Genomic DNA, 26,576 nt, shown 5'->3' with positions numbered 1-26,576 from the left:
CGTGCGGCCTCGCAGCTCGCCTAAACTCCACTTGGACCGCTCTGAGCGCATTCTGGACTTACTGCACGCTTCTGCTCGCCGGTCGTCCTCAACAGCTGGCTCAACTGGGCTGATCGCAAGTTCTTGCCCAGCCTCGACGGGCAATTCCCACATGTCCGCCATGCGCAAATTGCCCGTCGTGTTACTTTGTCGCAGTTCTTGCTCTTGCTGAAAAATAGAAGTTGTGGCTATATGCGCGGTACCCCGCCTCGGCATGAGGGACGTTACGGCCAATCGTCACGAAACGTGAGGCGGGATGCGATGGACGCAAGGAGCGCGCAAGGACGAAGCGCGCATGATGCGTCCGACGAAGCCGTGTGGTCCCGACACCCCGATGCTGGTGTCAAGTTCGCAATCTGATTGCGGGCGACGGTGACTACAAAGCCCGGTACGCCGAGGAGAGCACGGTATAAGTCGTCAAACATCGCGCGGGGAATGCCGGACGTGTTCGGTTGTACCTGTGTTGAGCTCGTGTGCGTTCTCTTGATTGTTGCTGCACACGAGACCGCGGGTGCAACGGCGCCCGGCATTCCCTGCGCCCTCATTTCTTCGAGGGACACGAACGATGCAGAACCCGGACGCAAATCGCGCCGCGGGAATGCTGATGCTCGTCATTGCGAGGAGCGTAGCGACGAAGCAATCCAGACCATCCCCGCGGGAGGCACCGTGGATTGCTTCGCTTCGCTCGCAATGACGACGGAGGAGCTGTTTGACAACTGAATCAGTTTCGTTCGGGGGCGTCGCTGACGAGGACCTACACGGATTCCTCGTTGAACTTGCTTTCAACGAGCTCGGTGATCGCCAGGATCGCCTCCTCGGCGTCGGGGCCGAGCGCGGAGACACGGATGGTGGTGCCGGGGCCGGCGGCGAGCATCATCAATCCCATGATCGATCGGCCGCCGACGGTCTCGCCGCCACGCGTCACCCACACTTCCGATGTGAAGCGTTCGACGGTCTGCACGAATTTCGCGGAAGCGCGAGCGTGCAGTCCGCGCTTGTTGATGATGAGGAGTTCCCTGGAGACGGCGCCCGCAGGCACGGCCGGCCCGGGGATGTTCTCCACCGGCGCGTCGTCGCTGTCGTCGGTCATTTGCCGGCGAGAACTCGGCTGGCAATGGTGACGTATTTGCGGCCGGCTTCCTGCGCCATGGCGATCGCGTCGGGGAGCGAGCGCTCCTCGCGAACCTTGGCCAGCTTGACCAGCATGGGAAGATTGATGCCCGCGAGCACTTCCACCTTGGGACGGCTCATGCAGGAAATCGCGAGGTTGGACGGCGTGCCGCCGAACATGTCGGTGAGGATGGCCACGCCATCGCCGGAATCGACGCGGTTGACCGCCTCGATGATATCGCTGCGACAGAGATCGGAATCGTCTTCGGCTCCGATCGTCACTGCTTCAATTTGTTTTTGGGGACCCATGACGTGTTCGAGCGCCGCCCTGAACTCGTCGGCAAGGCGCCCATGGGTCACCAGGACTAGACCAATCATCGGAAACTCCTCGCGGGTGCCCTTTGGTGCACCGCACGAACGCGCCACTTTGACCATCCAGAGCCCCCGCGCAAGAGGGGATGTTTGCGGTACTCCCGGATACTGGCGTCGGACAAGGGGAGCTGCGCCGGTCTATTCGGTCGCGAGTGTGGGCGTGATATGGTTACCAATCCCCTTAAAACAATCAGCGTCATCCTTAAGAGTTGGTAAACCGCAAGCTGTGGTCAGCGCCGCGACAACCAGCGGAAGGGGTGAAAACCCCTGTCCGACCGGAATTCGCGGTATTTCGACACCAAGAATGCGGGTTTGGAGCGCCTGGGGCGGCGGCAGGCGCTCGGCATCGGCGGCTGCCAGGTCGACCACAAGACCGACGGTGGCTTCCTCCACGAAGTCGCAGCGGCGGATCCCGAGGCCCCGAATCTCGATCAGGCCCGCCAATTGGTGGACCGGGCGGACCAATAATTGTCCTCCACCTGTGTCGAACCGGACACGGTCGTCGCCCACCAGAATGGCCGGGGGGAGCTGTCCGGAGCGCCCGCACAGGATGAGGTCGAAGGCAAGCCGCGACTTCCCGGAGCCGGAGGGACCTCGGATCACAACCGCGCGCTCGCCGACCTTCACGGCCGAAGCATGGATGCTCCGAGCCTCGCTCATAGCGCCGGCAGCCGAACCACAAAGCGCGCGCCGGCAACCATCGGCTCGCCATCCTCGCCGGGCGGACCTGGCCGATTCTCGGCCCAGATCCGTCCGCCGTGCGCCTCGATGATCTGCTTGGAGATCGACAAGCCCAGGCCCGAGTTTTGGCCAAAACCCTGATGCGGCCGATCGGTGTAGAAGCGCTCGAACACGCGCTCCAGCGCGTCGGGGCGAATGCCGGGACCGTCGTCGTCGACGACGATCTCGATCTGGCTGCGCACGCGGCGGCAGAGGATGCGCACCTTGTTGCCGGGCGTGGAGAAGGACTGCGCGTTGGAGAGCAAATTCGAGATCACCTGCCCGAGGCGCGAATCATGGCCCGGCACCGAGAAGCCGTCGGTCGAGCTTCGACCTTCGAAGCGGGCCTCGACGCCGACATCATGGCCGAGCTTGGTCTCGTTGGCGACGGTGGTCAGCGTGTTCAGGAGGCGGCGCAGGTCGACCGGCGCCGTGTCCTGCCGTTGCAGCTCGGCATCGAGCCGGCTGGCATCGGAGATGTCGGAGATCAGCCGGTCGAGCCGCTTGACGTCGTGCTCGATCACCGCAAGCAGGCGGGAGCGGCTGTGCTCGTTGCGGGCGAGCGGCAGCGTCTCGACCGCCGAGCGGAGCGAGGTCAACGGGTTCTTCAATTCGTGGGCGACGTCGGCGGCGAACATCTCGATCGCCTCGATGCGATTATAGAGGGCGCCGGTCATGTCGCGCAGTGCGCCGGAGAGATGGCCGATCTCGTCGCGGCGGCGCGTGAAGTCGGGAATCTCGACACGCGTCTTGATGCGACGGCGGACGCGCTCGGCAGAATCGGCGAGTCGCCGCACGGGACCTGCGATGGTGCTGGCGAGCAGGAGCGACAGCACGATCATGACCGCGGACGCGACACCACCGACCTTCAGGATCGCGAGTCGTTCGGCGCTGACCATCTGGTCGATATCGTCGCCCTGCGTCGAGAGCATCAGCGCGCCGTGGATGGTCCGCGAGCGCAGCACGGGGACCGCGACCGAGACGATCACCTCGCCGCGGTCATTGACGCGCACCATGCTCTTCTTCTGGCCCTTCAGCGCATCGGCGACCTCCGGATAACCGGTGCCGTTGTCCTGGCCGAGCTCGCGATAGAGCGGAAGATCGCCGCGGTTGATCCAGGTGCGCACGGCGATCAGCGCGCGCTCGACGATGCCGGGCGAGGACGGCGGCGGCAGCGGAAATCGCATCACGTTTTCGAGGTTGCGGCTGTCGAGCAGGAGCCCGCCGTTCGGATCATAGATGCGGGCGCGGGTCTTGGTCGGCGAGATCAGCGTATGCAGGACCGGCGCAACGCGCTCCGGGTTGATCGGGAAATCAAGCGCAGAATCCTCGTCCGGCCCCTTGATGGTCTCGCCGGGCTTGAGATCGAGCAACCGGTCGGGATCGATGGTGATCGCGTTGGTCTGGACCGTGGCGGAGGCCGCGATCGCGCCCGCGATGATCTCGCCCTGCACGAGGAGACTTTGCGCGCGGGCGTCGATCAGGCCGGCGCGGAATTGCGAGAGGTAGAGGATGCTCGCGACGAGGGCGAGGAGGCCCGCGATGTTGAGCGAGACGATGCGGCGGGTGAGGCTCGAGAACGAGAGCGTGAAGAGAAACTGCCCGGCGCGGCTGAGCCAGCCGAGCGGCCGCGTCCAGCCCGACGCGCGCGCCGTCTCGGTGACGGCATCGCCCTCCATCACCAGGGACGACACACCGTCCTCGGCATTCAGACCTGGATCGGGCTGCGTTCGGTCAAGCAAGAGCTAACACTGCGTTCGATGTTGGGAGCCGACCGCATCCTACCCCAGACCGGCCCCTACGTCAGCGCGGTTTCGCCGCTGGAATCAGGCTTCCTTGAAGCGATAGCCGACGCCGTAAAGGGTTTCGATCATCTCAAACTCGTCGTCCACGACCTTGAATTTCTTGCGCAGCCGCTTGATGTGGCTGTCGATGGTGCGGTCGTCGACATAGACCTGGTCGTCATAGGCCGCATCCATCAGCGCGTTGCGGCTCTTCACGACGCCCGGGCGGGTGGCGAGCGCCTGCAGGATCAGAAACTCGGTGACGGTCAGTGTCACCGGCTCGTTCTTCCAGGTGCAGGTGTGACGCTCCGGATCCATCCGGAGCAGGCCGCGGTCGAGCGCCTTGGCGTCGTTCTCCTTTGGCGCGGCGGTCGGATCCTTCGGCTGCGAACGCCGCAGCACGGCTTTCACGCGCTCGACCAGGAGCCGCTGCGAGAACGGCTTGCGGATGAAATCGTCGGCGCCCATTTTGAGGCCGAACAATTCATCGATCTCCTCGTCCTTGGAGGTGAGGAAGATCACCGGCAGGTCGGACTTCTGGCGGAGCCGCCGCAGCGTCTCCATGCCGTCCATGCGCGGCATCTTGATGTCGAGGATGGCAAGATCGGGCTGGCTGGTGCGGAAACCGTCCAGTGCAGAGGCACCGTCGGTGTAGGTCATGATGCGGTAACCTTCCGCTTCCAGCGCGATCGAGACGGAGGTGAGAATGTTACGGTCGTCGTCGACCAGGGCGATTGTGGGCATGAGCCTGCTTTCAGTTGTATCAGTGGCTGAAACGGCGAGCATTCCGGTGATGCGCCGCATAATTGGGCCTCGGAAGCGGCCAACGAGCAATGCAAGCTGGGCTGAAGTGTGACCGAGTTCCGACAAAACACTTCGCGGTCGCGAAGCATTTCGACCCTACCTGTGGCCCGTTTAGCCGAGAAAAGACCCTCATTGCAATAGGATGACAAGGCAATATCGATGAAACCGACGGCCAATTTTAACCCTTCCAGAGAGGCCAAAATTCTGCTTCGGCGCAGCCGTCAGGGGGCTTTGGCGACCTTGATGGGTGGAAGCGGCGATCCCTATTGTTCCCTGGTCAATGTTGCGAGCGCCCCCGATGGGACGCTGATTCTGTTGATTTCGCGGCTTGCGATCCACACCAGGAACATCCTCGCAGATCACCGCGTCTCGCTGATGCTGGACGAGCGCGGACCCGGAGATCCGCTCGAAGGCGCACGGATCATGCTCGCGGGCCGCGCGGAAGAGGCGGGAGATGAACAAAGGGCGACGCTGCGCCGGCGTTATCTCAACGCGCATCCGTCCGCGGAGAATTTTGTCGACTTCAAGGATTTCTCCTTCTTCTGCATCCGCCCTTCAGGCGCTCATCTGGTCGCGGGCTTCGGCCGGATCGTGGACCTCAAGCCGGAGCAGTTCTTGACCGACATAAGCGACGCCGCCGATTTGATCGAAGCCGAGCAAGGCGCGATCGCGCATATGAATGAAGATCATCGCGAGGCGATGAATCTCTATGCGACCAGGCTGCTCGGCGCGGAGCATGGCAACTGGCGCTGCACCGGTTGCGACCCCGAAGGTATCGACATGCAGGCGGAGGCGCGCACGCTGCGACTGGAATTTCCGGCGCGGGTGACGGGACCTGGCGAGCTTCGCAAAATGCTGGTGAAGCTTGCGGAACAGGCGCGAGCGAAAGCGTGAATGAACGTATCGGCGCATTGCGGCGACCCAAGTAGGTCCGAATCCCCCGCGAGTGTGCTGATGATTTCGAAAAAGGGATTGGCGTTGCTCGGTCTGGCGCTCGCGGCGAGCCTTTGCGTCACGTCGCCGTCAAGGGCCGAGAGCCTTTACGCGCAAAGCGGCAAGATCATCGAGCTCACCCGTGCCGGAAAATATGCCGAGGCGCTGCCGTTGGCGCAGGCCATGGTGGCGGATCAGGAAAAGCGTCCACCGAGCCGCGATCTCGGCGCAGCTCTCGACAATCTCGCCGAGGTCTATAGCGGCATGGGCCGCGATGCCGAGGCCGAGCCGCTCTACGAGCGCGCGCTTGCCGTCATGGAGAAGGCAGTCGGGCTCGACTCCATCGATATCTCAATCGTGCTCAACAATCTCGCTGCGCTCTATCAGCGTCACCAGCGCTACGCCGATGCCGAGCCGCTGTTCAAGCGGGCGCTGGAGCTCTCCGAGCGGTCGCTTCCGACGAATCATCCCGATATTGGGCGCGCTCTCAACAACCTCGCCACCAACTACGAGAAACAGGGCCGTCATGCGGAGTCCGAAGCGCTGACCCGACGCGCGCTTGTGCTCTACCGGAAGATTTCGGGCGCGCAGCCCGCGGTCGCGACACTACTCGACAACCTCGGTCAGATCCTGAAAGCCGAAGGCCGCTACGCCGAGGCCGAACCGCAAATCAAGCAGTCGCTTGCAATCCGCGGAAAAGTGCTCGGCCGCGACCATATCGACGTGGCGCGCTCGCTCAACAATCTCGCCGACCTTTATCAGCGCGAAAGCCGTTTCGCCGAGGCAGAGCCGATCTATCGGCGCGCACTTGCGATCCGCGAGCATACGGTCGGTCCCGATCATCCGGACACGGTGGCAAGTGTGAACAATCTCGCCTCGCTCTATGATGCCGAAGGCCGCACGGCGGACGCCCTGCCGCTGGTCGAGCGCGTCATGGGTAGCGGCAATGCGCAGTTGCGCGTGGCGCTTCCCGTGCTGCTCGATGCCCAGCAGAAGCAGTTGCTGCCGCCCGAGGCTGCTTTCGACAAGGCGCTCGACGCGATCCAGCGCGGCACGCAATCGTCAGCGGCCTTGGCCGTCAACAAGCTCGCCGTGCGCCTTGCGGCCGGCAGCGACCGGCTCGCCGAACTGGTGCGCAAGGATCAGGATCTCGCCAGCGAAGCGAACACAGTTGATAGGGCGATCATTGCCTCGCTGTCCAAACAAGGCTCGCCGCGCAATGCCGCGGCCGCGCGCGATCGCCTTGCCGCGATCGCCAGAGAGCGCGCCGGACTGCAGAAGACGCTTTCGACCGAATTTCCGGGCTATGCCGCGCTATCGAATCCACTGCCGCTCAAGGCAAGAGAGATTCAGGCGCTGTTGTCCGCGGATGAGGCGATCATGCTGTTCGCGCTGGCCGACAGGGAGTCCTTCGTGCTGGCACTGACGCGCGATCAATTCGATTGGCAGCGGATTCCGTTCGGCGCTGACGCGCTGACCCAAAAGGTTGCTGCGTTCCGTCACGGCCTCGATGTCGGCCTGGCCAGCGATGCCTCCGGCAAATCCGGCCTGTTCGATCTCGCAGTCGCCAACGACCTCTATGCGGCTTTGTTGGGCCCGGTGGAAGGGCTGATCAGGGACAAGCGCAGCCTTCTGGTCACCCCTGCAGGCGCGCTGACTGCGCTACCGTTCCACCTCCTGGTGACCGAGAAGCCGGCGACTCCAATTCCCGACAGCATCGAAGGTTATCGCGACGCGGCCTGGCTTCTGAAGCGGCACGCGGTCTCGGTGCTGCCATCCGCGAGCCTCAAGGCGCTGCGTAGTTTCACGCAACGCGATCAGGCCGTGAAGCCGATGACCGGCTTTGGCGATCCGTTGTTCAGTCCCTCCGGAGGCGGCAGTGAGCGCCGCACTGCATCGCGCAGCGTGACGAGCCTTGCGTACACTGCTTTCTGGCGTGGCGCCGGCATCGATCGCGGCGAGCTCGCGCTGGCTTTGCCGCAACTTCCGGATACGGCCGACGAATTGCAGGCGGTTGGCAGGGACCTCGGCGTCGCCGCGTCCGACATTCATCTCGGCGCTGACGCGAGCGAGACGACGGTGAAGCGCACGCCGCTTGCGGATTATCGGATCGTCTATTTTGCCACTCATGGCCTTGTCGCAGGTGACGTCAAGGGTGTGGCCGAGCCGTCGCTCGCGCTCAGCATTCCCAGGGTGCCCTCTGCGCTCGACGACGGCCTGCTCACCGCAAGCGAAGTCGCTGAGCTCAAGCTCAACGCCGACTTCGTAGTGCTATCGGCGTGCAACACCATTGCCGGCGACAAGCCTGGCGCGGAAGCGCTGTCGGGGCTGGCACGAGCGTTCTTCTATGCGGGCGCGCGGTCGCTTCTGGTTACGCATTGGGCGGTCGATTCGGAGGCCGCCACGCGGCTCACCACGTCGACCTTCGCGCTGCTCAAGGCCGATCCAAAACTTGGCCGTGCGGAAGCGTTGCGGCGGGCGATGCTGGCTTATCTCGATGACGCCACTTCGCCGCGCAACGCTTACCCTGCGGTGTGGGGGCCGTTTGCGCTGATTGGGGAGGGAGCGGTGCGCTAGTACAGCGATGTTGCGACGCAACACCGTGGCTGGATAGATCTGTGCACGCGCGGCGCATTATCGCGTCAAAAATTGGTATTGATGCGACATGAAAGCGCTATCACAGCACGCAGCGCAGCAAGTGCTTGATTCCTGTCGGTGACGATCCCGGAATAAACCAAATCGCCACGGATCGGCTTGGCAAGGTCGGCGTTCATCAAGTAATAGGTCGCCGGACCGAGGCTTTAGCGACTATACTGATGGTCACCGCGAGAGAGGCGCGTTCGGCGGCAGCGGCGCTGAGATACGCGGATCTGAGGAGGATTCTTCGTGCAAGAGACGGGCGTGCATAACGGTGCCTTCGGCGCCGATAAATTCGGCTTCAAAAATCTCAAGGGCGTGAACTGGAATTTCGGTGCGCCTCAGCTTTATCAGCACTCGCTTCGCCGTGGCGAAGCTGTGCTCTCGGCCGATGGTGCGCTGTGCGCGGATACGGGTGTGTTCACCGGCCGCAGCCCGAAGGACAAGTTCACCGTCCGCGATGCGCTCACCGACAAGACCATGTGGTGGGCTGGCAACCAGTCGATCACCTCGGAGCAGTTCGAGGCGCTCCATCATGACTTCCTCAAGCACGCCGAAGGCATGACGCTGTTCGCACAGGACCTCTATGGCGGCGCCGATCCGACCTTCCGCATCGGGACGCGCGTCTTCACCGAGCTCGCCTGGCATTCGCTTTTCATTCGCACGCTTCTGATCCGTCCCGACGTGTCGGAGCTTGCGAGCTTCGTGCCGGAATTGACCATCGTCGACCTGCCGAGCTTCCGCGCCGATCCGAAACGTCACGGCGTGCGCTCGGAGAACGTCGTCGCGATCGATTTCGCCCGCAAGATCGTCCTGATCGGCGGGTCTTATTATGCCGGCGAGATCAAGAAGAGCGTATTCACCACGCTGAACTACTACCTGCCGGAAAAGGGCGTGATGCCGATGCACTGCTCGGCCAATGTGGGCGCGAACGGCGACACCGCGATCTTCTTCGGCCTCTCCGGCACCGGCAAGACCACGCTCTCGGCCGATCCAAAGCGCACGCTGATCGGCGACGACGAGCACGGCTGGGGCGCCGACGGCGTCTTCAATTTCGAGGGTGGCTGCTACGCCAAATGCATCAAGCTGTCGCAGGAGGCCGAGCCCGAGATCTATGCCGCGAGCAAGCGCTTCGGCACGGTGCTCGAGAACGTCGTGCTCGATGCGCGCACGCACGAGCCGGATTTCGACGACGGCTCGAAGACCGAGAATACCCGTTCCGCCTATCCGCTTGATTTCATCCCGAACGCCTCGCGCAGCGGCCGTGCCCCGCATCCGAAGAACCTGGTGATGCTAGCCGCCGACGCCTTCGGCGTGATGCCGCCGATCGCAAAGCTGACACCGGCGCAGGCGATGTACCACTTCCTGTCCGGCTATACCGCCAAGGTGGCCGGTACCGAGCGTGGGCTTGGCAAGGAACCGCAACCGGAATTCTCCACCTGCTTCGGTTCGCCTTTCCTGCCGCGGGACCCTGCCGTCTACGGCAGCCTGCTGCGTGAGCTGATCGCCAGGCACAATGTCGATTGCTGGCTCGTCAACACCGGCTGGACCGGCGGCAAGTACGGCGCCGGCCGCCGCATGCCGATCAAGGTCACGCGCGCGCTCTTGACCGCCGCGCTCGACGGCAGCTTGCGCAATGCTGATTTCCGCACCGACAGATATTTCGGCTTTGCGGTGCCGACTTCGCTGCCGGGCATCGAGCCGCACATCCTTGATCCGATCAAGACCTGGAAGGACAAGGCCGAGTTCGACAAGACGGCGCGTGCGCTGGTTGGGATGTTCCAGAAGAACTTTGCCAAGTTCGAGGCCGAGGTCGATGCCGATGTGCTCGCCGCAGCGCCCGAAGTGAAGCTCGCGGCCGAGTAGGCCGGCGGACATCGCGAGAAACAAAAAGGCGGCTCGATGAGCCGCCTTTTTCGATTCAATCCCAGCCGGTCGCGGGTGCTTAACCTGTCCTTAACCGACCTTCCCCCGTAGTGGCTGCGACAATCGAGCGCCGGGAGACCAGGCATGTCCGACATCATGAGCGTCATCGCGTCTGCCTACGCGACCGCGCCTCTCACGCCGACGACCACCAAATACACCAATGTCGATCCCAAGTCCTACGAAGGCACCTGGGAAGGGACCTATTCCAACAACCAGAAATTCAAGATCACGATCGAGAGCGTCAACGGCTTCCGCGCCCAGGTCAAATATCAGAGCGGCACCACCACCGAGTATCAGCAGGTGCTGATCGGCAACTCCGCGTTCCGGATCGGCAACAGCAAGTTCGTGCTGACGGGTGCCGGCAAGGCTGAAGTCTATAACGCGGTGACCGATCCCGTCACCGGTAACACCAGTCTCGTGCAGGGCAGCGCCACGCTCGACAAATAAATCCGCGCGTTGGCCGATCTACGCCTTGAAGTAGCCCATCTGCGTCGTGGTTGCGATCAGTCTACCCGAGGGCGACCACAGCTCGCCGCTTTGATCGTGATAGCTCCGGTTGAAGACCCTGGCGTCGGCGCAGCCAAGCACATGGGTGATACCTTCGTTCGCGAGATCGTCCGAGCCGATGTGGAAATAGGTTGTCAGCGTCACCGTGCCGAACGGCACCAGCTCGCGTCGCGCATGAAAGATGCGGGCAAAGAAGGCGTCCGACATCGATACCAGCGACAGCATGTCGATCTTTCGCGGCACGCGATCGCCGATCCAAAGCCTGGAATAGGCGCTGTACGGCGCGTCCTTGCCGGCGGCATAAAAATTAGGATCGCCGTCGAGGAAGCGAAAATCATACTGCTTGACCCAGGGCACGGCGACCTTGGTGTAAGGCGGGATCGACGCGAACGGCCTTGCGTCCGGCATGGCCGTCGTCTGATGCGACCAGGACGGCCGGCGCTCGGCGAACACGGCAGTGGCAAGCGCTGCGACGTCTGCGCTGCCCTGCGAGAGCTCGACGCTCCAATGCCGTGACGAGCGGTTGGCTTTCACCAGGCGGACATCGAGATCGAATTCGCCTTCCGCGATCGGCGCGCAGTAATTGACCGTGATCGCCAAGGGGTCGCCGGCGCGCTGTGGATGCTCGATCAGCGCGCGCAGGATGGTGGCGGCGGTGAAGCCGCCGAACGGACCGACAAAGGCCCAGTAATCCGGGCTGGTCCCTCCCTGCCAGCGGCTGTCGCCGGCCACCACGCGCGTGGCGTCATCGAAAAGGTGCGGAGTCTTGGTGAGCATGAGATATCCGTTGTGTTGTCATTCCGGGATGGTGCGTCGGCACCAGACCCGGAATCTCGAGATTCCGGGTTCGCGCTTGCGCGCGCCCCGGAATGACGGCGGTCCCGATGAATACTCGCCTTCACCCGGATTTCAATGACGCTGCAGGTAATGGATTCCGCCTCAGGCCCGCGCGCCGCGCACACCTTGGCCTTGGCTGGCGAGCGGCGTCGGACGCACGGGCACGTTCCAGATCTCCTCAGCATATTCGCGGATGGTGCGGTCAGAGGAGAACCAGGCCATGCGCGTCACGTTGAGGATGCTGGCCCGCGTCCAGGCCGGGATCACCTGCCAGCGCGCGTCGATGCTGCGCTGGGTGTCGTAGTATGAACCGAAATCAGCGCTGACCATGTAGTAGTCGAGGTAGCGCAGCGCGTGCGCGACCGATTCGAAGCGGCTGCGGTCGTCCGGCGAGAACTCGCCGCTGCCGATCGCGTGGATGGCGCGCGCAAGCCTTGGCGAGCGATTGATCACGTCGGTCGCATCCAGCCCCTGCTTACGGCGGATCGTCACGTCGCCGGCTTCCATGCCGAAGATTGCGATGTTCTCCGCGCCGACATGGTCGCGGATCTCGATATTGGCGCCGTCGAGCGTGCCGATAGTCAGCGCGCCGTTCAGCGCGAGCTTCATGTTGCCGGTGCCGGATGCCTCCATGCCCGCGGTCGAGATCTGCTCGGAGAGGTCGGCGGCGGGAATGATCACTTCGGCGAGGCTGACATTGTAGTCGGGCAGGAAGGCGACCTTGAGCCGCCCGCCGATCATGGGATCGTTGTTGATGACCTCGGCGACGTCGTTGATCAGCTTGATGATCAGCTTGGCGTAGCGATAGCTCGCGGCCGCCTTGCCGGCGAAGATTTTCACCCGCGGCACCCAGTCCTTCTGCGGATCGTCCCGCATCGCCTGGTACAGCGCGACGGTTTCCAGGATGTTGAGGAGCTGGCGCTTGTATTCATGGATGCGCTTGATCTGCACATCGAACAGCGCCGAAGCGTCGACTTTCACGCCGACGCGCTCGTTGATCAGGCGCGCCAGTGCGATCTTGTTGTGGTGCTTGACCTTGCGAAATTCCTGCTGGAACGCGTTGTCGCTGGCGCGTGCCTCGAGATTTTCCAGGAGCGAGAAATCGTCGAGTACGCCATCGCCGCAGACCTCGCAGAGCAGCGCGGTCAGCTTCGGATTGGCCAGCATGAGCCAGCGCCGGAAAGTGATGCCGTTGGTCTTGTTGGTGATGCGACCGGGATAGAGATGGTTGAGATCGTGAAAGACCGTGTCCTTCATCAGGTCGGAATGCATCGCCGAGACGCCGTTGATGCGATGCGAGCCGATAAAGGCGAGCTGTCCCATCCGTACCCTTCGGCCGCTCTTCTCGTCGATGAGCGAAACCGAGGCGCGGAATTCGATATCGCTCGGCGCGCGCTGCTCGGCGAGCGCGAGATGGACCGCGTTGATGCGGTAGATGATCTCGAGATGCCGCGGCAACAGCCGCTGGAACAGCTCGACCGGCCAGGTCTCCAGCGCCTCCGGCAGCAGCGTGTGGTTGGTGTAGGACAACGTTTCGACCGTGATCTTCCACGCCTCGTCCCAGCGGAAATTGTGCAGGTCGACCAGGATGCGCATCAACTCGGTAACCGCGAGCGAGGGGTGGGTGTCGTTGAGCTGCACCGCAGCCTTCTGCGGCAGGCTGCGGAGCTGGCCGTCGGAGCCGAGATGGCGCTTGATCAGGTCCTGCAACGAGGCCGAGACGAAGAAATACTCCTGGCGCAGTCGTAGCTCACGGCCCGCCTGACTCTCGTCATTGGGATAGAGGAATTTGCAGATCGCCTCCGCGCGCGCTTCCTCCGAAGAGGCGCCGACATAGTCGCCGGTGTTGAAGACGTCGAGCTTCAACGGATCGGGCGAGCGCGCCGACCACAGCCTGAGCGCGTTGACATGGTTGCCGCGCCAGCCGACGATCGGCGTGTCATAGGCCACGGCCTCCACGGTCTCGCCGGGGTGCCAGACGGCGCGGTCGCGCCCGTTCTCGTCGATATGCTCGACGGTCCCGTCGAAATGCACATGGTAGGACACCTCCGGCCGCTGGAATTCCCAGGGGTTGCCGTGGCTCAGCCAGACGTCGGGATATTCCTGTTGCCAGCCATGGTTGATGATCTGCCGGAACAGCCCGAGATCGTAGCGGATGCCGTAGCCGATGGCGGGGATCGCCAGCGTCGCCATGCTTTCCATGAAGCAGGCGGCAAGCCGTCCGAGGCCGCCATTGCCAAGGGCCGCGTCCGGCTCGGATTGGCTGAGCTCGGACAGGCCCGGGCCGATATCGCCGAGCGCGGTCTCGAACACCTTCAAGAGGCCCATGTTGTTCAGCGCGTCTGTGAACAGGCGGCCGATCAGGAACTCGAGCGAGAGATAATAGACGCGCTTGCGCCCGGAATCGTAGATCTCTTTGTCCGCCGCCAGCCAGCGATGCACGATGCGGTCGCGCAGCGCGAGTGCGGCCGCCTTGTACCAGTCGTAGCGCGTCGCCATGCCGGCTTCCTTGCCGATGGCAAGGCGCAGCTTGGTGAGGATGGCGCTCTTGATCTCGGCCACTGCAAGCTCGTCGACAGGCTGGCCGGGTGGCTGAGGGTAAAACGTTGGATCGTGCACTGCAAACCTGTGGCGCAAAACTTCGGTAGTGTCGTCCTATACGATGATATGATGGCTGTGGCAGGATCGGAACCCGCCGCTTCGACATCATCTGCTCACGTTTTATGCAAGGAATGGACCGATTCGGACAGGTCGTGTGCCGCTGTTTCGATGGTATAGTCCACTGGCATCGCGATTGTTCCGGGGAGAAGGCGTGCCATGAGACTGCTCATCGAAATCCTCGCCGCCGTAATCTTGCTGTTCTGTATCACCGTAACCAGCGCAGCCTTCGCCGCCGGTAAGTTGGGCCGCAGCGCAGACGGACTGAGCTGCGGCTTCAGCGTGCCGCAGAATGCCTCGCCGGCCCAGCGCTGTGCCGCGATCAAGCGGCAATGCGGCGGCAAGTTCTGGGCGAGCTATTGCAGCGGCTACATGGTGTCAGCGGTGAAGTGAGCGCCTTCTTTATGCCGATCACGAGCCTCGTCTAGGTAAGGCACCGTAAGGTGGGCAAAGGCGCGCACGCGCCGTGCCCGCCAATTTTCTGGATTGCAGGAAGTGGTGGGCACATGTCGCTTTGCCCCAGCCGACGCACTTTCAACGACGAAAGAACGAATTAAGAACACTTTAGCAAGCCTTTGATATACAATGATGATTCGGCGCCTTGCCGACACAACATCTATGGTCTGTCTGCCCTTGCGAGGACTACATGTCCACCATCGCCTTTGATCAATTCGCTCTCACCCGTATTGCCGACTTCGCGCGCACGCTGTCGCGCCTGCACAAAACCTCCCGCACTCGCGCGATCGATGACGACCAGATCGACCGCGCGTTCAACGCCGTCTGCCAGTCGGTGTGGGGCTACACCACTGACGACATCTCTGACGAGCTGTTCTCGGATGCCGACCACGCCTTCCTCGACACGCTGGATGAAGCGCAAGCACGCATCTTCGCGGCCGAGCAGGGTTACGACCTCGTCGACGACAATGGCATGCTCACCGACTGGTGGGGTTTTTGCTGGATGATCCTCGCCGAAAAGCGCGGGCTGCTCACGCCGGAGAACCGCGCCGCCGCGCGCGCCGCAATCGAGGAGAAATATCTCGCCGCGCCGAACGTGATCGGCGTGATCGTGGGGCGGTGACGTGCAGCGTCATTCCGGGGCGCCCGAAGGGCGAACCCGGAATCTCGAGATTCTCAGGGGCGCAATTGCGCACCGTAGTTCATCGCTGCGCGATGCCCCGGAATGACAGCCTCACGGTCAGTCCACTTCCGCGCGCTTGTCGCGCAGCGGCGCGGGCTTCGGCGCAGGCGTAGCGACCGGCGCGACGCCCGGATTGATCAGCGACGCCGGCACGTCGGAGGTCGCGATCTCCGCGCTCACGGGCGCGACCTTCAACTCGCCGAGGCGGGCACGGACGTCAGCCGTGAGCCCCGGATAGGAGGCGACGGGTGTGAACTCCGCGGTCTGGTCGTTGCCGATGCGCACGCCGGAAAAGGCGACGAGGCCGCTCGTCGTGGCAACCACATCCCCGGGACGCAGCGACGTATCGAGCGTGAGGTCGACCGGGGCGAGGCCGGCGGGATCACGGCCGTTACAGGTGCAATCCGCGCGCAGCGCCTTGCGGTAGGCAAAGGCGTTCTCGCTGTCGGCATAGCGTTCGCCGTTGGCGGAAGTCGCGCTGTCGATGTTCGAGCCGTAAAACACCTTGGTCGGGCTCGCCGGACAGAACGACTGGCACGTCTGCGCCGGCGAGGCATCGCCGCGGATCAGAGGAAAATATTTGCCGTCGCAGCTTCGCACGCAGAACGCGGGACCTGAGCTCGCCACCGCGGCGCGCGGCACGGGTGCCGGCTGCGGGTTGTTGTTGGCGTAGGGGTCGGCGAAGAAGCTCGCCTGCGGCGGAGCTTCGCGTTGCTGCTGTTTCTGGAAGCTGCCGAAGAAGAAGTCGAACAGCCCTTCGGCCGAAACGGGATAGGGGGCGAGCGCGATCGCGCTTCCGATCGCGATGGCCGCCACGAGCACGGCGCGGCGCCGCCCGCGCGGAAATGAGACACTCTTACGCAACGCTTACTCCACCCGACGCAACAGAGCTCAACGTACACAGCAGCCAGGCGAGGCTCGCCTTAGCTCCGGATTCACCTTAAGCGGCGATGGTAAACGAGCGGTGAGCGGGCAGGGGATTCACGGAAAAGAATTGGAAAGAAGCTCGTCATTGCCGGGCTTGACCCGGCAATCCATCATCTCAAAGAAATCCTTTGTTTTCGATGGATGCCCGGGTCAAGCCCGGGCATGACGACGGAGCAAGCCGTTGGCGGCCGCAATCGAACCTCACAAAAACTCCGCGGCCCTGTACAGCGAGCGGAATGTCAGCCCCGCCTGTGCGAAAGCCTCGGTGGCGCCTTCCTCGCGGTCGACCATGGTCAAGACCAGCGCCACCTCGGCGCCGGCCTCGCGCACGGCCTCGACCGCCTTCAACGCCGATCCGCCGGTCGTGGTGACGTCCTCGACCACCACCACGCGCTTGCCCTTGAGGCTCTCGCCCTTCGCCAGCCCTTCGACCGCAAGCCGCGCGCCGTGCTCCTTCGGCTTCTTGCGCACGAAGAAGGCCGCGATCGGATGACCCTTGATCCAGGAAAGCTGCGCGATTGCGCCCGCTAGCGGCACCGCGCCCATCTCGAGCCCGCCGATGAAATCGAGCCTGTCATCCTTCAACGCCTCATAGGTCAGCTCGGCGAGCAGTGTCGCGCCCTCCGGATCGAGCATGGTCGGCTTGAGGTTGAAGTAGAAATCGCTCTTGCGGCCCGACGCCAGCGTGATCTCGCCGCGCCCGAAGGAGCGCTTGCGGATGATCTCGTGGAGGCGGGCGCGGTTGGCTGATTTGGACAAGGTCGGATCCGGTCGTTTTTCAAGGGAGCGGCAATTTATCGGGGCTTCCCGGCACATTCCAGCGCCGAGGGGAGGCCGTCAACAGCGCCCGCTCTTACTCTCTCCCCGCTCGCGGGGAGGGTTGGGGTGGGGGGCGAGGCTATTTTGCCGCGAGATTTGCGAATGCTAAAAGCCCTCGCCTGAACAAGAGATGAAGGGGTTTTGATGACCATCGAACTTCACACCTGGAACACGCCGAACGGCCGCAAGATCTCGGTCGCACTGGAGGAAATGGGGCTGCCCTACAAGGTGATCCCGATCAACATCAGTAAGCGCGAACAGTTCGCACCAGCGTTTCTGGCGATCAGCCCGAACAACAAGATCCCCGCCATCGTCGATCCCGACGGCCCAGACGGAAAGCCCGTCAGCATTTTCGAGTCTGGCGCCATCCTGCTCTATCTCGGCGAGAAGACCGGCAAGTTCCTGCCAAAGCCGCTGAGCGAGCGCATCCCGGTCTATGAGTGGCTGATGTGGCAGATGGGCGGCTTCGGGCCGATGCCGGGGCAGGTCCATCACTTCATCGCGCTGGAGAACGAGCAGGACCGTGCTTATGGCCTGAAGCGCTATATGACGGAGACGCGCCGGCTCTACGACGTCTTGAACAAGCGCCTCGCAAATCACGAGTTCGTCGCAGGTCCTCTGTCGGTGGCTGATTTCGCGATCCTCGGCTGGGCCTGGCGCCATCCGCGCCACAAGGTCGATCTGGGCGATTTCCCCAACGTCAAGCGCTGGTATGAGACAATGATGGCGCGTCCCGGCACGAAGCGCGGCATGGAGGCGAAGCTGGACTAGCCTCGTCATGCGCGGGCTTGACCCGCCTGCGGGGCCGAAGCCCCTTCGGCGCGGCGAAGGCCCGCGCATCCATCGCCTGCGCGAGCAGGCATAAGACGTTCTTGCGAAGAGGATGGATTGCCGGGTCAAGCCCGGCAATGACGATTCTGGCTAGGCCTTCCTTGCCTCGAACGCCATGCGCACCGCTAGCCCCGCGAGCACCGTGCCCATCAGATAGCGCTGCAATAGCATCCAGGTCGGGCGTTCGGCGAGGAACAGCGCGATCGAGCCGGCACCGAGCGCGATCATCGCATTCACGCTGACGCTGATCGCGATCTGGATCGATCCCAGCACCACCGATTGCAAGAGCACGCTGCCGGCCAAGGGATCGATGAACTGCGGCAGCAGCGCGAGATACAGCATGGCGATCTTGGGATTGAGCAGGTTGGTGACAAACCCCATGACGAACAGCTTGCGCGGGCTGTCAACCGCGAGGGTCTTCACCTGGAACGGCGAACGTCCGCCGGGCTTCACCGCCTGCCATGCCATCCAGAGCAGATAGGCCGCGCCCGCGAAGCGTAAGGCGTCATAGGCATAGGGCACGGCGAACAGCAGCGCCGTGATGCCGAACGCCGCGCACAGCATGTAGACCACGAAGCCGAGCGCGACCCCGCCCAGCGAGACGATACCGGCCGCGGGCCCCTGCGTGATCGAGCGCGAGATCAGGTAGATCATGTTCGGTCCCGGCGTCAGCACGAGGCCGAGCGAGATCAGGGCGAAGCCGAGCAACGATGTGGTGGAGGGCACGTTCGACTCGCGGAGCTAGTGCGCCTCGTCCCAATTATTCGCGGCGCGGGCGTCGACCTGCAACGGCAGTGAGAGCACGACCGCGGGGAACGGCGCGTCCTGCATCACGCGCTGCACGACCGGCAAGGTCGCGGCGACTTCGTTGTCGGGCACCTCGAAGATCAGTTCGTCATGCACCTGCAGGAGCATCTGCGCGGACAGCTTCTTCCCGGTGAGCGCATCCTCCATCCGGATCATGGCGCGGCGGATGATATCGGCCGCCGTTCCCTGCAGTCGCGCGTTGATCGCCGCGCGCTCGTTGAAGGAGCGGATCGAGGCGTTGGACGCCTTGATGTCGGGGTAATAGCACTTCCGGCCGAACAGCGTCGTGACATAGCCGTTCTTGCGGCAGAACTCCTTGGTCTCGTCCATGTAGGCGCGGATGCCCGGAAAGCGCTCGAAATATTTCTTGATGTAAGCCGACGCCTCCTCGCGTGCGATGCCGAGCTGGTTGGCAAGGCCGAAGGCCGAGATGCCGTAGATGATGCCGAAATTGATTGCCTTCGCCCGCCGCCGCACCTCGCTCGGCATGTCCTTGATCGGCACACCGAACATTTCAGAAGCCGTCATGGCGTGAATGTCTAGTCCGTCGCGGAACGCCTGCCGCAACGGAGGCACGTCGGCGATCTCGGCGAGTAGCCGCAGCTCGATCTGCGAATAGTCCGCCGACACCAGCTTGTGACCGGGTGTTGCGATGAAGGCGCGGCGGATTTTGCGGCCGTCCTCGGTGCGCACCGGGATGTTCTGCAAATTCGGCTCGTTCGACGATAATCGCCCGGTGGTGGTCGCAGCAAGCGCGTAGGTCGTGTGCACGCGATGGGTCTGCGGATCGACATAGGTCGGCAGCGCGTCGGTGTAGGTCGACTTCAGTTTCGAGACCTGGCGCCATTCCAGGATCTTCTTCGGAAAGTCGTAGCCCTGCTCGGCGAGGTCGTCGAGCACCTGCGCCGTCGTCGACCAGGCGCCGGTCTTGGTCTTGGTACCGCCGGGCAGCCCCATCTTGCCGAAGAGAATGTCGCCGATCTGCTTGGGGCTGCCGACATTGATCGGCTCGCCCGCCAGCTCCTGAAGTTCGGCTTCGACCCGGGCCGCGGTTTGCGCGAAATCGCCGGACAGACGCGACAGCACCTGGCGGTCGATCGAGATACCACGGCGCTCCATGCGCGCCAGCACTGAGACCAGCGGCCGCTCCAGCGTCTCGTAGACCGTGTTCATGCGGTCGGCGACAAGCCGCGGCTTCAAGACTCGCCACAGCCGCATGATAATGTCGGCGCTTTCCGCCGAATATTCGGTCGCCTTGTCGATCGCGACCTGGTCGAAGGTGAGCTTGCCCTTTCCGCTGCCGACGAGGTCGCCATGGGCGATGGTGCCGTGGCCGAGCCAGAGCTCGGCAAGCGTGTCGAGCCCATGGGCGTTGCGGCCGGCGTCGAGCGCGTAGGACATCAGTTGCGCGTCGTCATAGTTGCGCAAGGTGATACCGGCTTGCGCGAACATCACGGCGTTGAACTTGATGTTGAAGCCGATCTTCAGGAGGCCCGGCGATTCCAGCAGCGGCTTCAGCGCAGCAAGCGCCTCTTCCTCCTTGATCTGGTCCGGTGCGAGCCCCGCGTCGAACAGGCCGACTCCGTCGCCGGCGCGCTTGTGCGCGAGCGGGACGTAAGCCGCGTCGTTCGGCGCCAACGCGAGTGCAATGCCGCAGATATCGGCCTGCATGGGATCGATCGAGCTTGCCTTGACGTCGATCACGAACTTGCTGGCGTCTCGCGCACGTCCGATCCAGGCCTTCAATGCATCGAGGCTGCGCATGCTCTGATACTTGCTGCGATCGACCGGCAGCTTGCGCGCCGCTTCCTTGCGTGCGTCGGCCAGCGAGATCGGCGTGCCCTTGAGGCTGGAGGCCTTGTCGGACTTGTCGCCAGGCTTGCTCGGTGCGCCGCCTCCGGCCCCGCCTCTTTCTTTTACGGGGGAGGGTAGGGTTGGGGCGTCGACGTTGGCGAACAGGCCTCCGCCCGGATCGCGGAGCTTATCATCGGGCGATCCGACCTCCCCCACGCGCGGGGAAGGCGAGGAACCGTTACCGCCAATGTCGGCAGCAATACCCGACGGATCGATCTGCGAATATTCCGCGACGCGCTTGGTGAGCCCGGAAAACTCCATCGCCTTCAGGAACGCGATCAGCTTGCGTGCATCGGGGTCTTGCACCGCGAGCTCTTCGAGCGGCACTTCGAGATCGACCTTGTCGTCAAGCAGCACGAGCTGGCGCGAAATCCGCGCCTTCTCGGCATTCTCCAGCAAGGCCTCGCGCCGCTTCGGCTGCTTGATCTCGCCGGCGCGGAACAGGAGCTGCTCGAGATCGCCATATTCGACGATGAGCTGCGCGGCTGTCTTGACGCCGATGCCGGGCACGCCCGGCACATTGTCGGTGGAGTCGCCCGCCAGCGCCTGCACCTCGACCACCTTCGCCGGTGGCACGCCGAATTTCTCGATCACCTCGGGGATGCCGATGCGGCGGTCCTTCATGGTGTCGTACATCACGACCTGGTCGGTCACGAGCTGCATCAGATCCTTGTCGGAGGAGACGATGGTGGTGGTGGCGCCGCGCTCGGTCGCAATTCGCGCATAGGTCGCGATCAGATCGTCGGCCTCAAAACCGTCCTGCTCGAGGCAGGGCAGATCGAAGGCGCGCACCGCGTCGCGGATGAACTTGAATTGCGGGATCAGGTCGTCCGGCGCCGGCGGCCGGTGCGCCTTGTAGTCGGGATAGAGCTTGTTGCGGAACGTCACTTCCGACTTGTCAAACACGATCGCAAGATGCGTTGGCCGGTTGTCCTCGGGCATCTCTCGGAGCAGCTTCCACAGCATGTTGCAGAAGCCGAGCACGGCATTGACCTGTAGCCCGTCGGATTTGCGGTTCAAGGGCGGCAGCGCGTGATAGGCGCGGAAGATGTAGGACGAGCCGTCGACCAGGAACACGTGCTCGCTCTTGCCCGGGGCTTTGGCAGGAGCCTTCGCGGGGGCTTTGGCGGGAACCGGCTGGCTGGCGGCGGGTTTGGCGGCGGCGGCTTTTTGCGGGGCTTTCGGCATGGCGGCAATGTAGGGATTTTTGTTCCCGTTGACACCCATTCCCGACGCGCCGCGCACGGGAATTTTTGTGTCTATTGCCGCCTCATGCAGCCAGCCAGGAACTCCATCACCGCTCGCACCGCCGGGGCGTGTCTGATATCGCGGTGGACCACCAGCCAGACGTCGCGGCCGACCGGCTTCTGGTTGGTCCGATAGCGTTCAAGTCCGCTATCGCCGTCGCCGAGGAAATGCGGCAAGGCTGCGAGCCCGACGCCCGCGCGCGCCGCGGCGGCCTGGTTTTCCAGATCGCTGGTGCGCAGCACGATGTCGCGCTTGCCCGCGACCATCTTGAGCCATTGCTGCTGCGGCGCGTCCTCCATGCTCTCGTCATAGGCGATAAAGGCGAAGCTGTGCTGTGGCGTGTCCTTCAGGTAAGCCGGCGCGCCGTAGAGGCCGAAGCCGAAATGGCCGATTTTGCGCGCGACCAGTCCGGGCTCGGCCGGGCGCGACAGGCGCAGCGCAAGATCGGCCTCGCGGCGCGTCAGCGAGGCGCTGCGCTTCTCGCCGATCAGCCTGATCAGGATGTTCGGGTGCCGCCGCCGCAGCGCGATCAATCTCGGCGCGATCAACGCATTGGCGAGCGACGGCGGCGCGCTGATCGATACTTGGCCGCCGATGCCGGGTTTTGAGGCCAGCATCGCGCGCTCGACCGCAAAGGCGATGTCTTCCATTGCGCGCGCCGTGGCGGCAATGCGCTTGCCGTCATCGGTGAGGGCGTAATGGCGGGCGCGGCGGTCGACCAGCTTCAGCGCCACGGCAGCCTCCAGCGCCGCGATCCGTCGCGCCACGGTGGCATGATCGACGCGAAGGGCGCGGGCGGCGGCCGAGAGCGTGCCCTCACGGGCAAGCACCACGAAATGGTGCAGATCGTTCCAGTCGAGCATTGTGCGAAATCTCACAACAAAGGTGCAGGGTTGGGCAGTTTCGCATATTTGCGCCCGCTCCCATAGTGATCTCGACAATCACGGGAGCAATGGCCATGGCCGAAATCATCAGATTGAAGGCGCCGGGAGGCGCAGACCAGCTCGAAGTCGCGAGCGTCGCACTGCCGCCACCGGCAGCGGGCGAGATCCGGCTTCGCCAGACCGCGATCGGCGTCAACTTCATCGACATCTATCAGCGGCTTGGGCTCTATCCGCTGCCGGAAGCGAGGATTCCCGGCGTCGAGGCGGCTGGCGTCGTCAGTAGCGTCGGCGCCGATGTGAGCGCGGTCAAGGTGGGCGACCGGATCGCCTATGCCGGTTCACCGGTCGGCGCCTATGCCTCCGAACGCAATCTTCCGGCCTGGCGTGCCGTGAAGTTGCCGGACGATTTGTCCGATGAAGTCGTGGCATCGGTCTTTGTGAAGGGCATCACCGCCCACATGCTGTTGAACCGCATCGCCTCGGTCGGTCGTGGCACAACAATCCTGGTCCACAGCGCGGCCGGGGGGCTCGGCCAGTTGCTCGTCCGCTGGGCGAGCCATCTTGGTGCTGTCGTCATCGGCACGGTCGGCTCCGAAGCAAAGGCGGCGACCGCGCGCGCCGCAGGTGCGCATCACGTGATTATCGGCCGCGATGCCGACTTCGCGCGAGAGGTCGCGGAGCTGACCGGCCAGCGCGGCGTCGATGTCGCCTATGACGGCGTCGGCGGGACGACGCTGCGGAAAACGCTCGGCTGCGTGCGGCCGTTCGGCGTCGTCGCCAGCATCGGTCAGGCCGGCGGACCGATTCCGCCACTCGATGCGGAGGAGTTGGGTCCACGCCGCAGCATCATGCTCGCCCGGCCGAGCGTCATGGCCTACATGAATGACGCCGAATCCTATCGCGCCGCCGCGGAAGCCGTGCTCGCGGCGATTGCGGCCGGCATTCTCAAGGGAGACGGCAAGCCCTACGGCTTAAGCGAAGCGGCGCGGGCGCACACCGATCTTGAAAGCGGACGCAGCAGCGGCGCGCTTTATCTGAAAGTCTGAGGGACGGCTTATTCCGCCGCCTGCAGTGCGGGGGCTGTCTTCTTCGGCGCGATCCAGAACGCATCCGGTCGCTCGAACAGGAAGTTCGCGCGCGTCCAGAGCGCGGTGCGCCAGATCAACAGCGAGCCGGCGACGCCGACAACTGTCACGATCACCGAGACCAAGCCGACGTCGTGGATGATGCCGGTCTTGAGCAACAGCGTTCGCGTCGAAGCCATCGGCAGGAAGAAGGCGAGATAGATCACGATCGAATGCTCACCGCAGAAGCGCAGGAAATTGACCCAGCGCATATGCGCAAGCAGCGTTCCGATGGTGATGATGGCGCAGGCGCCGGTCAAACCCAGCACCAGCGAGATTGCCGGCCACTCGCTTAACCCCAGCGCCACGAGTCCGCCGTCGATGATCGCCCATATCGCGAGCCCCGCCAGCGCCAGTGCCGGATGCGCGCGTGCGCGGTTCGACAGCGCGAAGATATAATCCGCAAACAGAAAGCCGGAATAGACGTAGACGAATCGTGCAGAGAATTCGTCGATCACAGTCCAGCCGGTCGCGACATGCGCGCTTTCGAGCAGCGCGGCGATACCCCAAACCCCAATCGCCGGCACGTTACGTGTCAGTTTTATGACAACGAAGAAAATCGGCAGCAGATAGATGAACCACAACGTGCCGAACGGATCGATGAAGGATTCAAGATACTCTATCCCGACATGAGCCCAGCCCTGCTCGGCGGCAAAGGCCGGCGCCTTGAAGCCGAACTGAATTGTCACCCACAAGACATAGAAATAAGCGAAGTGGACGACCTTGCGGTCGAGATAGGTGCGCCAGTCGCGGTTGATGACGAGGGGCAGGAAAAGCCCGGAAATCGTGAAGAAGTCGGGCATCCGGAACGGTTTTGCGAACATCACGACCGCATGCATGAAGCCAGTCTGTCCTGACGCCAATTCCACACCCAATACCGAATGCATCATCACAACCATGACGATGCAGATGCCCTTGGCGTAGTCGACCCAGTCGACTCGGCCAGCCGCAGATGTGCCGTTTGAACCCATCACTGTCCCGTTTCGGCGCGTTAACGCGGCATCAGGGGCGACGCCGTTGCTTTCCCCTTTATTCATTCAAGGGCTATGCCGTTTTCCGCTTTCCCGAGAGCGCCGAAATGTTTTAAGAGGCGGTCGCGTTAACCATGAGAGGCGGGTTTCTTCATGCGGATTGCCATGATTGGCACGGGCTATGTGGGGCTGGTGTCCGGCGCCTGTTTTGCGGATTTCGGCCACCAGGTCACGTGCGTGGACAAGGACGACAGCAAGATCGCAAGCCTGCACCGGGGCGAGATCCCGATCTTCGAGCCCGGGCTCGACGTGCTGGTCGCCTCCAACGTCAAGGCCAAGCGGCTCGACTTCACCACTGATCTGAAGGTGCCTGTCGCCGAAGCCGACGCCGTGTTCATCGCAGTCGGCACGCCGTCGCGCCGCGGCGATGGCCATGCGGACCTCTCCTACGTCTACGCGGCTGCACGCGAGATCGCTTCCGCGATCTCCGGCTTCACGGTGGTCGTGACCAAATCGACCGTGCCGGTCGGCACCGGCGATGAGGTCGAGCGCATCATCCACGAGGCCAATCCGTCCGCCGATGTCGTGGTCGCCTCCAATCCGGAATTCCTGCGCGAGGGTGCGGCGATCCGCGACTTCAAATTCCCCGATCGCATCGTGGTCGGCACCGACGACGAGCGCGGCCGCAAAGTGCTCGGCGATGTCTACCGGCCGCTGTCGCTCAACCAGGCGCCCTTGATGTACACCAAGCGCCGCACGGCGGAGCTGATCAAATACGCGGCGAACGCGTTCCTCGCGACCAAGATCACCTTCATCAACGAGATCGCCGATCTCTCCGAAAAGGTCGGCGCCGACGTGCAGGAAGTCGCGCGCGGCATCGGCCTCGACAACCGCATCGGCGGCAAATTCCTGCATGCGGGGCCGGGCTTCGGCGGCTCCTGTTTTCCCAAGGACACGCGTGCGTTGATCAAGATCGCGCAGGACAATGACGTGCAGCTTCGCATTGTCGAAGCCGTGCTCAGCGTCAACGACAACCGCAAGCGCGCGATGGCGCGCAAGGTTTCGGCCGCCGTCGGCACGTCGCTCCGCGGCAAAACCATCGCGGTGCTTGGCCTCACCTTCAAGCCCGACACCGACGATATGCGCGAAGCGCCGTCGATTCCGCTGGTGACCGGCCTCCTCGACATGGGCGCGAAGGTGCGCGCGCATGATCCGGTCGGCATGGAGCAGGCGCGCAAGGAACTGCCCGACATCGAATATGTCGACGACGCCTACGCCTGCGTGAAGGGCGCGGACGCAATGGTGGTGGTGACCGAATGGGTGCACTATCGCACCCTCGATCTCGAGCGGCTGAAACAGGAAATGGCGCATCCGGTCGTAATCGACCTGCGCAACATTTACCGTCCCGAGGACATGGTGACTCACGGCTTTATCTACGAAAGCGTCGGCCGCCCGCCGCTGGAGCGGAATTAGGCCGCTGGGAAATTTCGTCATGGCCGGGACAAGCCCACGGCTGTCCGGTTTAATTTTGGTGGACATGGCGCATGGCGTGGATTCTTCTGCGGTCTTGAGCATCGCCAAATGTTCGAGACACACAAGGAAGATCCCGCCATGCGCCACCACAATACAGTAATTCACGGCATTCT

General features: G+C 63.5%; 23 protein-coding genes. 9 read left to right on the top strand and 14 right to left on the bottom strand.

The features are described 5' to 3' along the window. Positions 1 to 793 precede the first annotated feature (793 nt). The 5 genes from VKR55_RS26685 to VKR55_RS26665 all read right to left on the bottom strand — a co-directional run bounded on the left by VKR55_RS26685 (position 794) and on the right by VKR55_RS26665 (position 4,769). Positions 794 to 1,129: an HPr family phosphocarrier protein gene (locus tag VKR55_RS26685; RefSeq protein WP_324408100.1), complete on the bottom strand. Its 336-nt coding sequence runs from the start codon at positions 1,127 to 1,129 to the stop codon at positions 794 to 796. Beyond that, entirely contained in the window at positions 1,126 to 1,527 is a 402-nt protein-coding gene (locus VKR55_RS26680; RefSeq protein ID WP_100420226.1) for a PTS sugar transporter subunit IIA, read from the bottom strand. Before VKR55_RS26680 ends, VKR55_RS26685 begins: the two co-directional genes overlap by 4 nt. Before the next feature lie 132 nt (positions 1,528 to 1,659). Then, positions 1,660 to 2,181: an HPr kinase/phosphorylase gene (locus VKR55_RS26675; RefSeq protein ID WP_324408098.1), complete on the bottom strand. Its 522-nt coding sequence runs from the start codon at positions 2,179 to 2,181 to the stop codon at positions 1,660 to 1,662. Further along, on the bottom strand, positions 2,178 to 3,983 hold the full coding sequence (locus VKR55_RS26670) for a sensor histidine kinase (RefSeq protein ID WP_324408097.1): 1,806 nt from the start codon (positions 3,981 to 3,983) through the stop codon (positions 2,178 to 2,180). The genes VKR55_RS26675 and VKR55_RS26670 overlap by 4 nt, the downstream gene beginning before the upstream one ends. Before the next feature lie 84 nt (positions 3,984 to 4,067). Then, positions 4,068 to 4,769, bottom strand: coding sequence for a response regulator transcription factor (locus VKR55_RS26665; RefSeq protein WP_324408094.1), 702 nt, complete (start codon positions 4,767 to 4,769; stop codon positions 4,068 to 4,070). Between the two features lie 219 nt (positions 4,770 to 4,988). Here VKR55_RS26665 and VKR55_RS26660 point away from each other — a divergent pair, with 219 nt between their 5' ends. Next, complete coding sequence (locus VKR55_RS26660) at positions 4,989 to 5,723, top strand: HugZ family pyridoxamine 5'-phosphate oxidase (RefSeq protein WP_324408093.1); 735 nt, start codon at positions 4,989 to 4,991, stop codon at positions 5,721 to 5,723. A 60-nt stretch (positions 5,724 to 5,783) separates the two neighbouring features. Continuing rightward, a complete protein-coding gene (locus VKR55_RS26655) occupies positions 5,784 to 8,339 on the top strand; it encodes a CHAT domain-containing protein (RefSeq protein ID WP_324408091.1) in 2,556 nt (851 codons plus the stop codon). A gap of 65 nt (positions 8,340 to 8,404) precedes the next feature. On the opposite strand, the gene VKR55_RS26650 is transcribed toward VKR55_RS26655, so the two are convergent. Then, positions 8,405 to 8,536: a hypothetical protein gene (locus VKR55_RS26650; protein ID WP_324408089.1), complete on the bottom strand. Its 132-nt coding sequence runs from the start codon at positions 8,534 to 8,536 to the stop codon at positions 8,405 to 8,407. 112 nt (positions 8,537 to 8,648) lie between these two features. Here VKR55_RS26650 and VKR55_RS26645 point away from each other — a divergent pair, with 112 nt between their 5' ends. Beyond that, positions 8,649 to 10,265 (top strand): phosphoenolpyruvate carboxykinase, encoded by a 1,617-nt coding sequence (locus VKR55_RS26645; RefSeq protein ID WP_324408088.1) that lies wholly within the window; start codon positions 8,649 to 8,651, stop codon positions 10,263 to 10,265. A gap of 144 nt (positions 10,266 to 10,409) precedes the next feature. Next, on the top strand, positions 10,410 to 10,772 hold the full coding sequence (locus tag VKR55_RS26640) for a hypothetical protein (RefSeq protein ID WP_324408087.1): 363 nt from the start codon (positions 10,410 to 10,412) through the stop codon (positions 10,770 to 10,772). Positions 10,773 to 10,790: 18 nt separating this feature from the next. Here VKR55_RS26640 and VKR55_RS26635 read toward each other — a convergent pair whose 3' ends face one another. Continuing rightward, entirely contained in the window at positions 10,791 to 11,609 is an 819-nt protein-coding gene (locus VKR55_RS26635) for an acyl-CoA thioesterase (protein ID WP_324408086.1), read from the bottom strand. A 162-nt stretch (positions 11,610 to 11,771) separates the two neighbouring features. Next, a complete protein-coding gene (locus VKR55_RS26630) occupies positions 11,772 to 14,288 on the bottom strand; it encodes a glycogen/starch/alpha-glucan phosphorylase (protein WP_324408084.1) in 2,517 nt (838 codons plus the stop codon). Between the two features lie 198 nt (positions 14,289 to 14,486). Here VKR55_RS26630 and VKR55_RS26625 point away from each other — a divergent pair, with 198 nt between their 5' ends. Next, positions 14,487 to 14,720, top strand: coding sequence for a hypothetical protein (locus tag VKR55_RS26625; RefSeq protein ID WP_324408082.1), 234 nt, complete (start codon positions 14,487 to 14,489; stop codon positions 14,718 to 14,720). A gap of 253 nt (positions 14,721 to 14,973) precedes the next feature. Continuing rightward, the gene (locus VKR55_RS26620) at positions 14,974 to 15,405 is read left to right on the top strand and encodes a hypothetical protein (RefSeq protein ID WP_324408080.1); all 432 of its coding nucleotides are present in this window, start codon (positions 14,974 to 14,976) and stop codon (positions 15,403 to 15,405) included. A 117-nt stretch (positions 15,406 to 15,522) separates the two neighbouring features. Here the strand turns inward: VKR55_RS26620 and VKR55_RS26615 are convergent, their stop codons facing one another. Then, positions 15,523 to 16,329, bottom strand: coding sequence for a DUF2865 domain-containing protein (locus VKR55_RS26615; protein WP_324408079.1), 807 nt, complete (start codon positions 16,327 to 16,329; stop codon positions 15,523 to 15,525). Positions 16,330 to 16,593: 264 nt separating this feature from the next. Continuing rightward, entirely contained in the window at positions 16,594 to 17,151 is a 558-nt protein-coding gene (gene pyrE, locus VKR55_RS26610; RefSeq protein ID WP_324408077.1) for an orotate phosphoribosyltransferase, read from the bottom strand. A gap of 204 nt (positions 17,152 to 17,355) precedes the next feature. Here pyrE and VKR55_RS26605 point away from each other — a divergent pair, with 204 nt between their 5' ends. Then, the gene (locus tag VKR55_RS26605; protein ID WP_324408076.1) at positions 17,356 to 17,982 is read left to right on the top strand and encodes a glutathione S-transferase family protein; all 627 of its coding nucleotides are present in this window, start codon (positions 17,356 to 17,358) and stop codon (positions 17,980 to 17,982) included. Between the two features lie 150 nt (positions 17,983 to 18,132). Here VKR55_RS26605 and VKR55_RS26600 read toward each other — a convergent pair whose 3' ends face one another. From VKR55_RS26600 to VKR55_RS26590, 3 genes are all read right to left on the bottom strand, one after another. After that, positions 18,133 to 18,768: a LysE family translocator gene (locus tag VKR55_RS26600; RefSeq protein ID WP_324408075.1), complete on the bottom strand. Its 636-nt coding sequence runs from the start codon at positions 18,766 to 18,768 to the stop codon at positions 18,133 to 18,135. 15 nt (positions 18,769 to 18,783) lie between these two features. Then, positions 18,784 to 21,891: a DNA polymerase I gene (gene polA, locus VKR55_RS26595; protein ID WP_324408102.1), complete on the bottom strand. Its 3,108-nt coding sequence runs from the start codon at positions 21,889 to 21,891 to the stop codon at positions 18,784 to 18,786. A 71-nt stretch (positions 21,892 to 21,962) separates the two neighbouring features. Next, entirely contained in the window at positions 21,963 to 22,814 is an 852-nt protein-coding gene (locus VKR55_RS26590) for a LysR family transcriptional regulator (protein WP_324408073.1), read from the bottom strand. 95 nt (positions 22,815 to 22,909) lie between these two features. Here VKR55_RS26590 and VKR55_RS26585 point away from each other — a divergent pair, with 95 nt between their 5' ends. Beyond that, positions 22,910 to 23,881 carry a quinone oxidoreductase family protein gene (locus VKR55_RS26585; RefSeq protein ID WP_324408071.1) on the top strand — a complete coding sequence of 324 codons (972 nt, stop codon included), beginning with the start codon at positions 22,910 to 22,912 and terminating at the stop codon, positions 23,879 to 23,881. Positions 23,882 to 23,889: 8 nt separating this feature from the next. On the opposite strand, the gene VKR55_RS26580 is transcribed toward VKR55_RS26585, so the two are convergent. Next, a complete protein-coding gene (locus VKR55_RS26580; RefSeq protein WP_324408069.1) occupies positions 23,890 to 24,930 on the bottom strand; it encodes an acyltransferase family protein in 1,041 nt (346 codons plus the stop codon). 153 nt (positions 24,931 to 25,083) lie between these two features. Here VKR55_RS26580 and VKR55_RS26575 point away from each other — a divergent pair, with 153 nt between their 5' ends. Then, entirely contained in the window at positions 25,084 to 26,403 is a 1,320-nt protein-coding gene (locus tag VKR55_RS26575; RefSeq protein WP_324408068.1) for a UDP-glucose dehydrogenase family protein, read from the top strand. Positions 26,404 to 26,576 lie beyond the last annotated feature (173 nt).

Source organism: Bradyrhizobium sp. (genome assembly GCF_035309285.1).
Classification (GTDB): domain Bacteria; phylum Pseudomonadota; class Alphaproteobacteria; order Rhizobiales; family Xanthobacteraceae; genus Bradyrhizobium.
This window is presented reverse-complemented; position numbering and strand designations above follow the sequence as displayed.

Bases quoted from the DNA above. Each gene is read 5' to 3' on its own strand.
- VKR55_RS26685 (WP_324408100.1), bottom strand. From the start codon at position 1,129: ATGACCGACGACAGCGACGACGCGCCGGTGGAGAACATCCCCGGGCCG.
- VKR55_RS26680 (WP_100420226.1), bottom strand. From the start codon at position 1,527: ATGATTGGTCTAGTCCTGGTGACCCATGGGCGCCTTGCCGACGAGTTC.
- VKR55_RS26675 (WP_324408098.1), bottom strand. From the start codon at position 2,181: ATGAGCGAGGCTCGGAGCATCCATGCTTCGGCCGTGAAGGTCGGCGAG.
- VKR55_RS26665 (WP_324408094.1), bottom strand. From the start codon at position 4,769: ATGCCCACAATCGCCCTGGTCGACGACGACCGTAACATTCTCACCTCC.
- VKR55_RS26660 (WP_324408093.1), top strand. From the start codon at position 4,989: ATGAAACCGACGGCCAATTTTAACCCTTCCAGAGAGGCCAAAATTCTG.
- VKR55_RS26655 (WP_324408091.1), top strand. From the start codon at position 5,784: ATGATTTCGAAAAAGGGATTGGCGTTGCTCGGTCTGGCGCTCGCGGCG.
- VKR55_RS26650 (WP_324408089.1), bottom strand. From the start codon at position 8,536: ATGAACGCCGACCTTGCCAAGCCGATCCGTGGCGATTTGGTTTATTCC.
- VKR55_RS26640 (WP_324408087.1), top strand. From the start codon at position 10,410: ATGTCCGACATCATGAGCGTCATCGCGTCTGCCTACGCGACCGCGCCT.
- VKR55_RS26635 (WP_324408086.1), bottom strand. From the start codon at position 11,609: ATGCTCACCAAGACTCCGCACCTTTTCGATGACGCCACGCGCGTGGTG.
- VKR55_RS26625 (WP_324408082.1), top strand. From the start codon at position 14,487: ATGAGACTGCTCATCGAAATCCTCGCCGCCGTAATCTTGCTGTTCTGT.
- VKR55_RS26620 (WP_324408080.1), top strand. From the start codon at position 14,974: ATGTCCACCATCGCCTTTGATCAATTCGCTCTCACCCGTATTGCCGAC.
- VKR55_RS26605 (WP_324408076.1), top strand. From the start codon at position 17,356: ATGACCATCGAACTTCACACCTGGAACACGCCGAACGGCCGCAAGATC.
- polA (WP_324408102.1), bottom strand. From the start codon at position 21,891: ATGCCGAAAGCCCCGCAAAAAGCCGCCGCCGCCAAACCCGCCGCCAGC.
- VKR55_RS26590 (WP_324408073.1), bottom strand. From the start codon at position 22,814: ATGCTCGACTGGAACGATCTGCACCATTTCGTGGTGCTTGCCCGTGAG.
- VKR55_RS26585 (WP_324408071.1), top strand. From the start codon at position 22,910: ATGGCCGAAATCATCAGATTGAAGGCGCCGGGAGGCGCAGACCAGCTC.
- VKR55_RS26580 (WP_324408069.1), bottom strand. From the start codon at position 24,930: ATGGGTTCAAACGGCACATCTGCGGCTGGCCGAGTCGACTGGGTCGAC.
- VKR55_RS26575 (WP_324408068.1), top strand. From the start codon at position 25,084: ATGCGGATTGCCATGATTGGCACGGGCTATGTGGGGCTGGTGTCCGGC.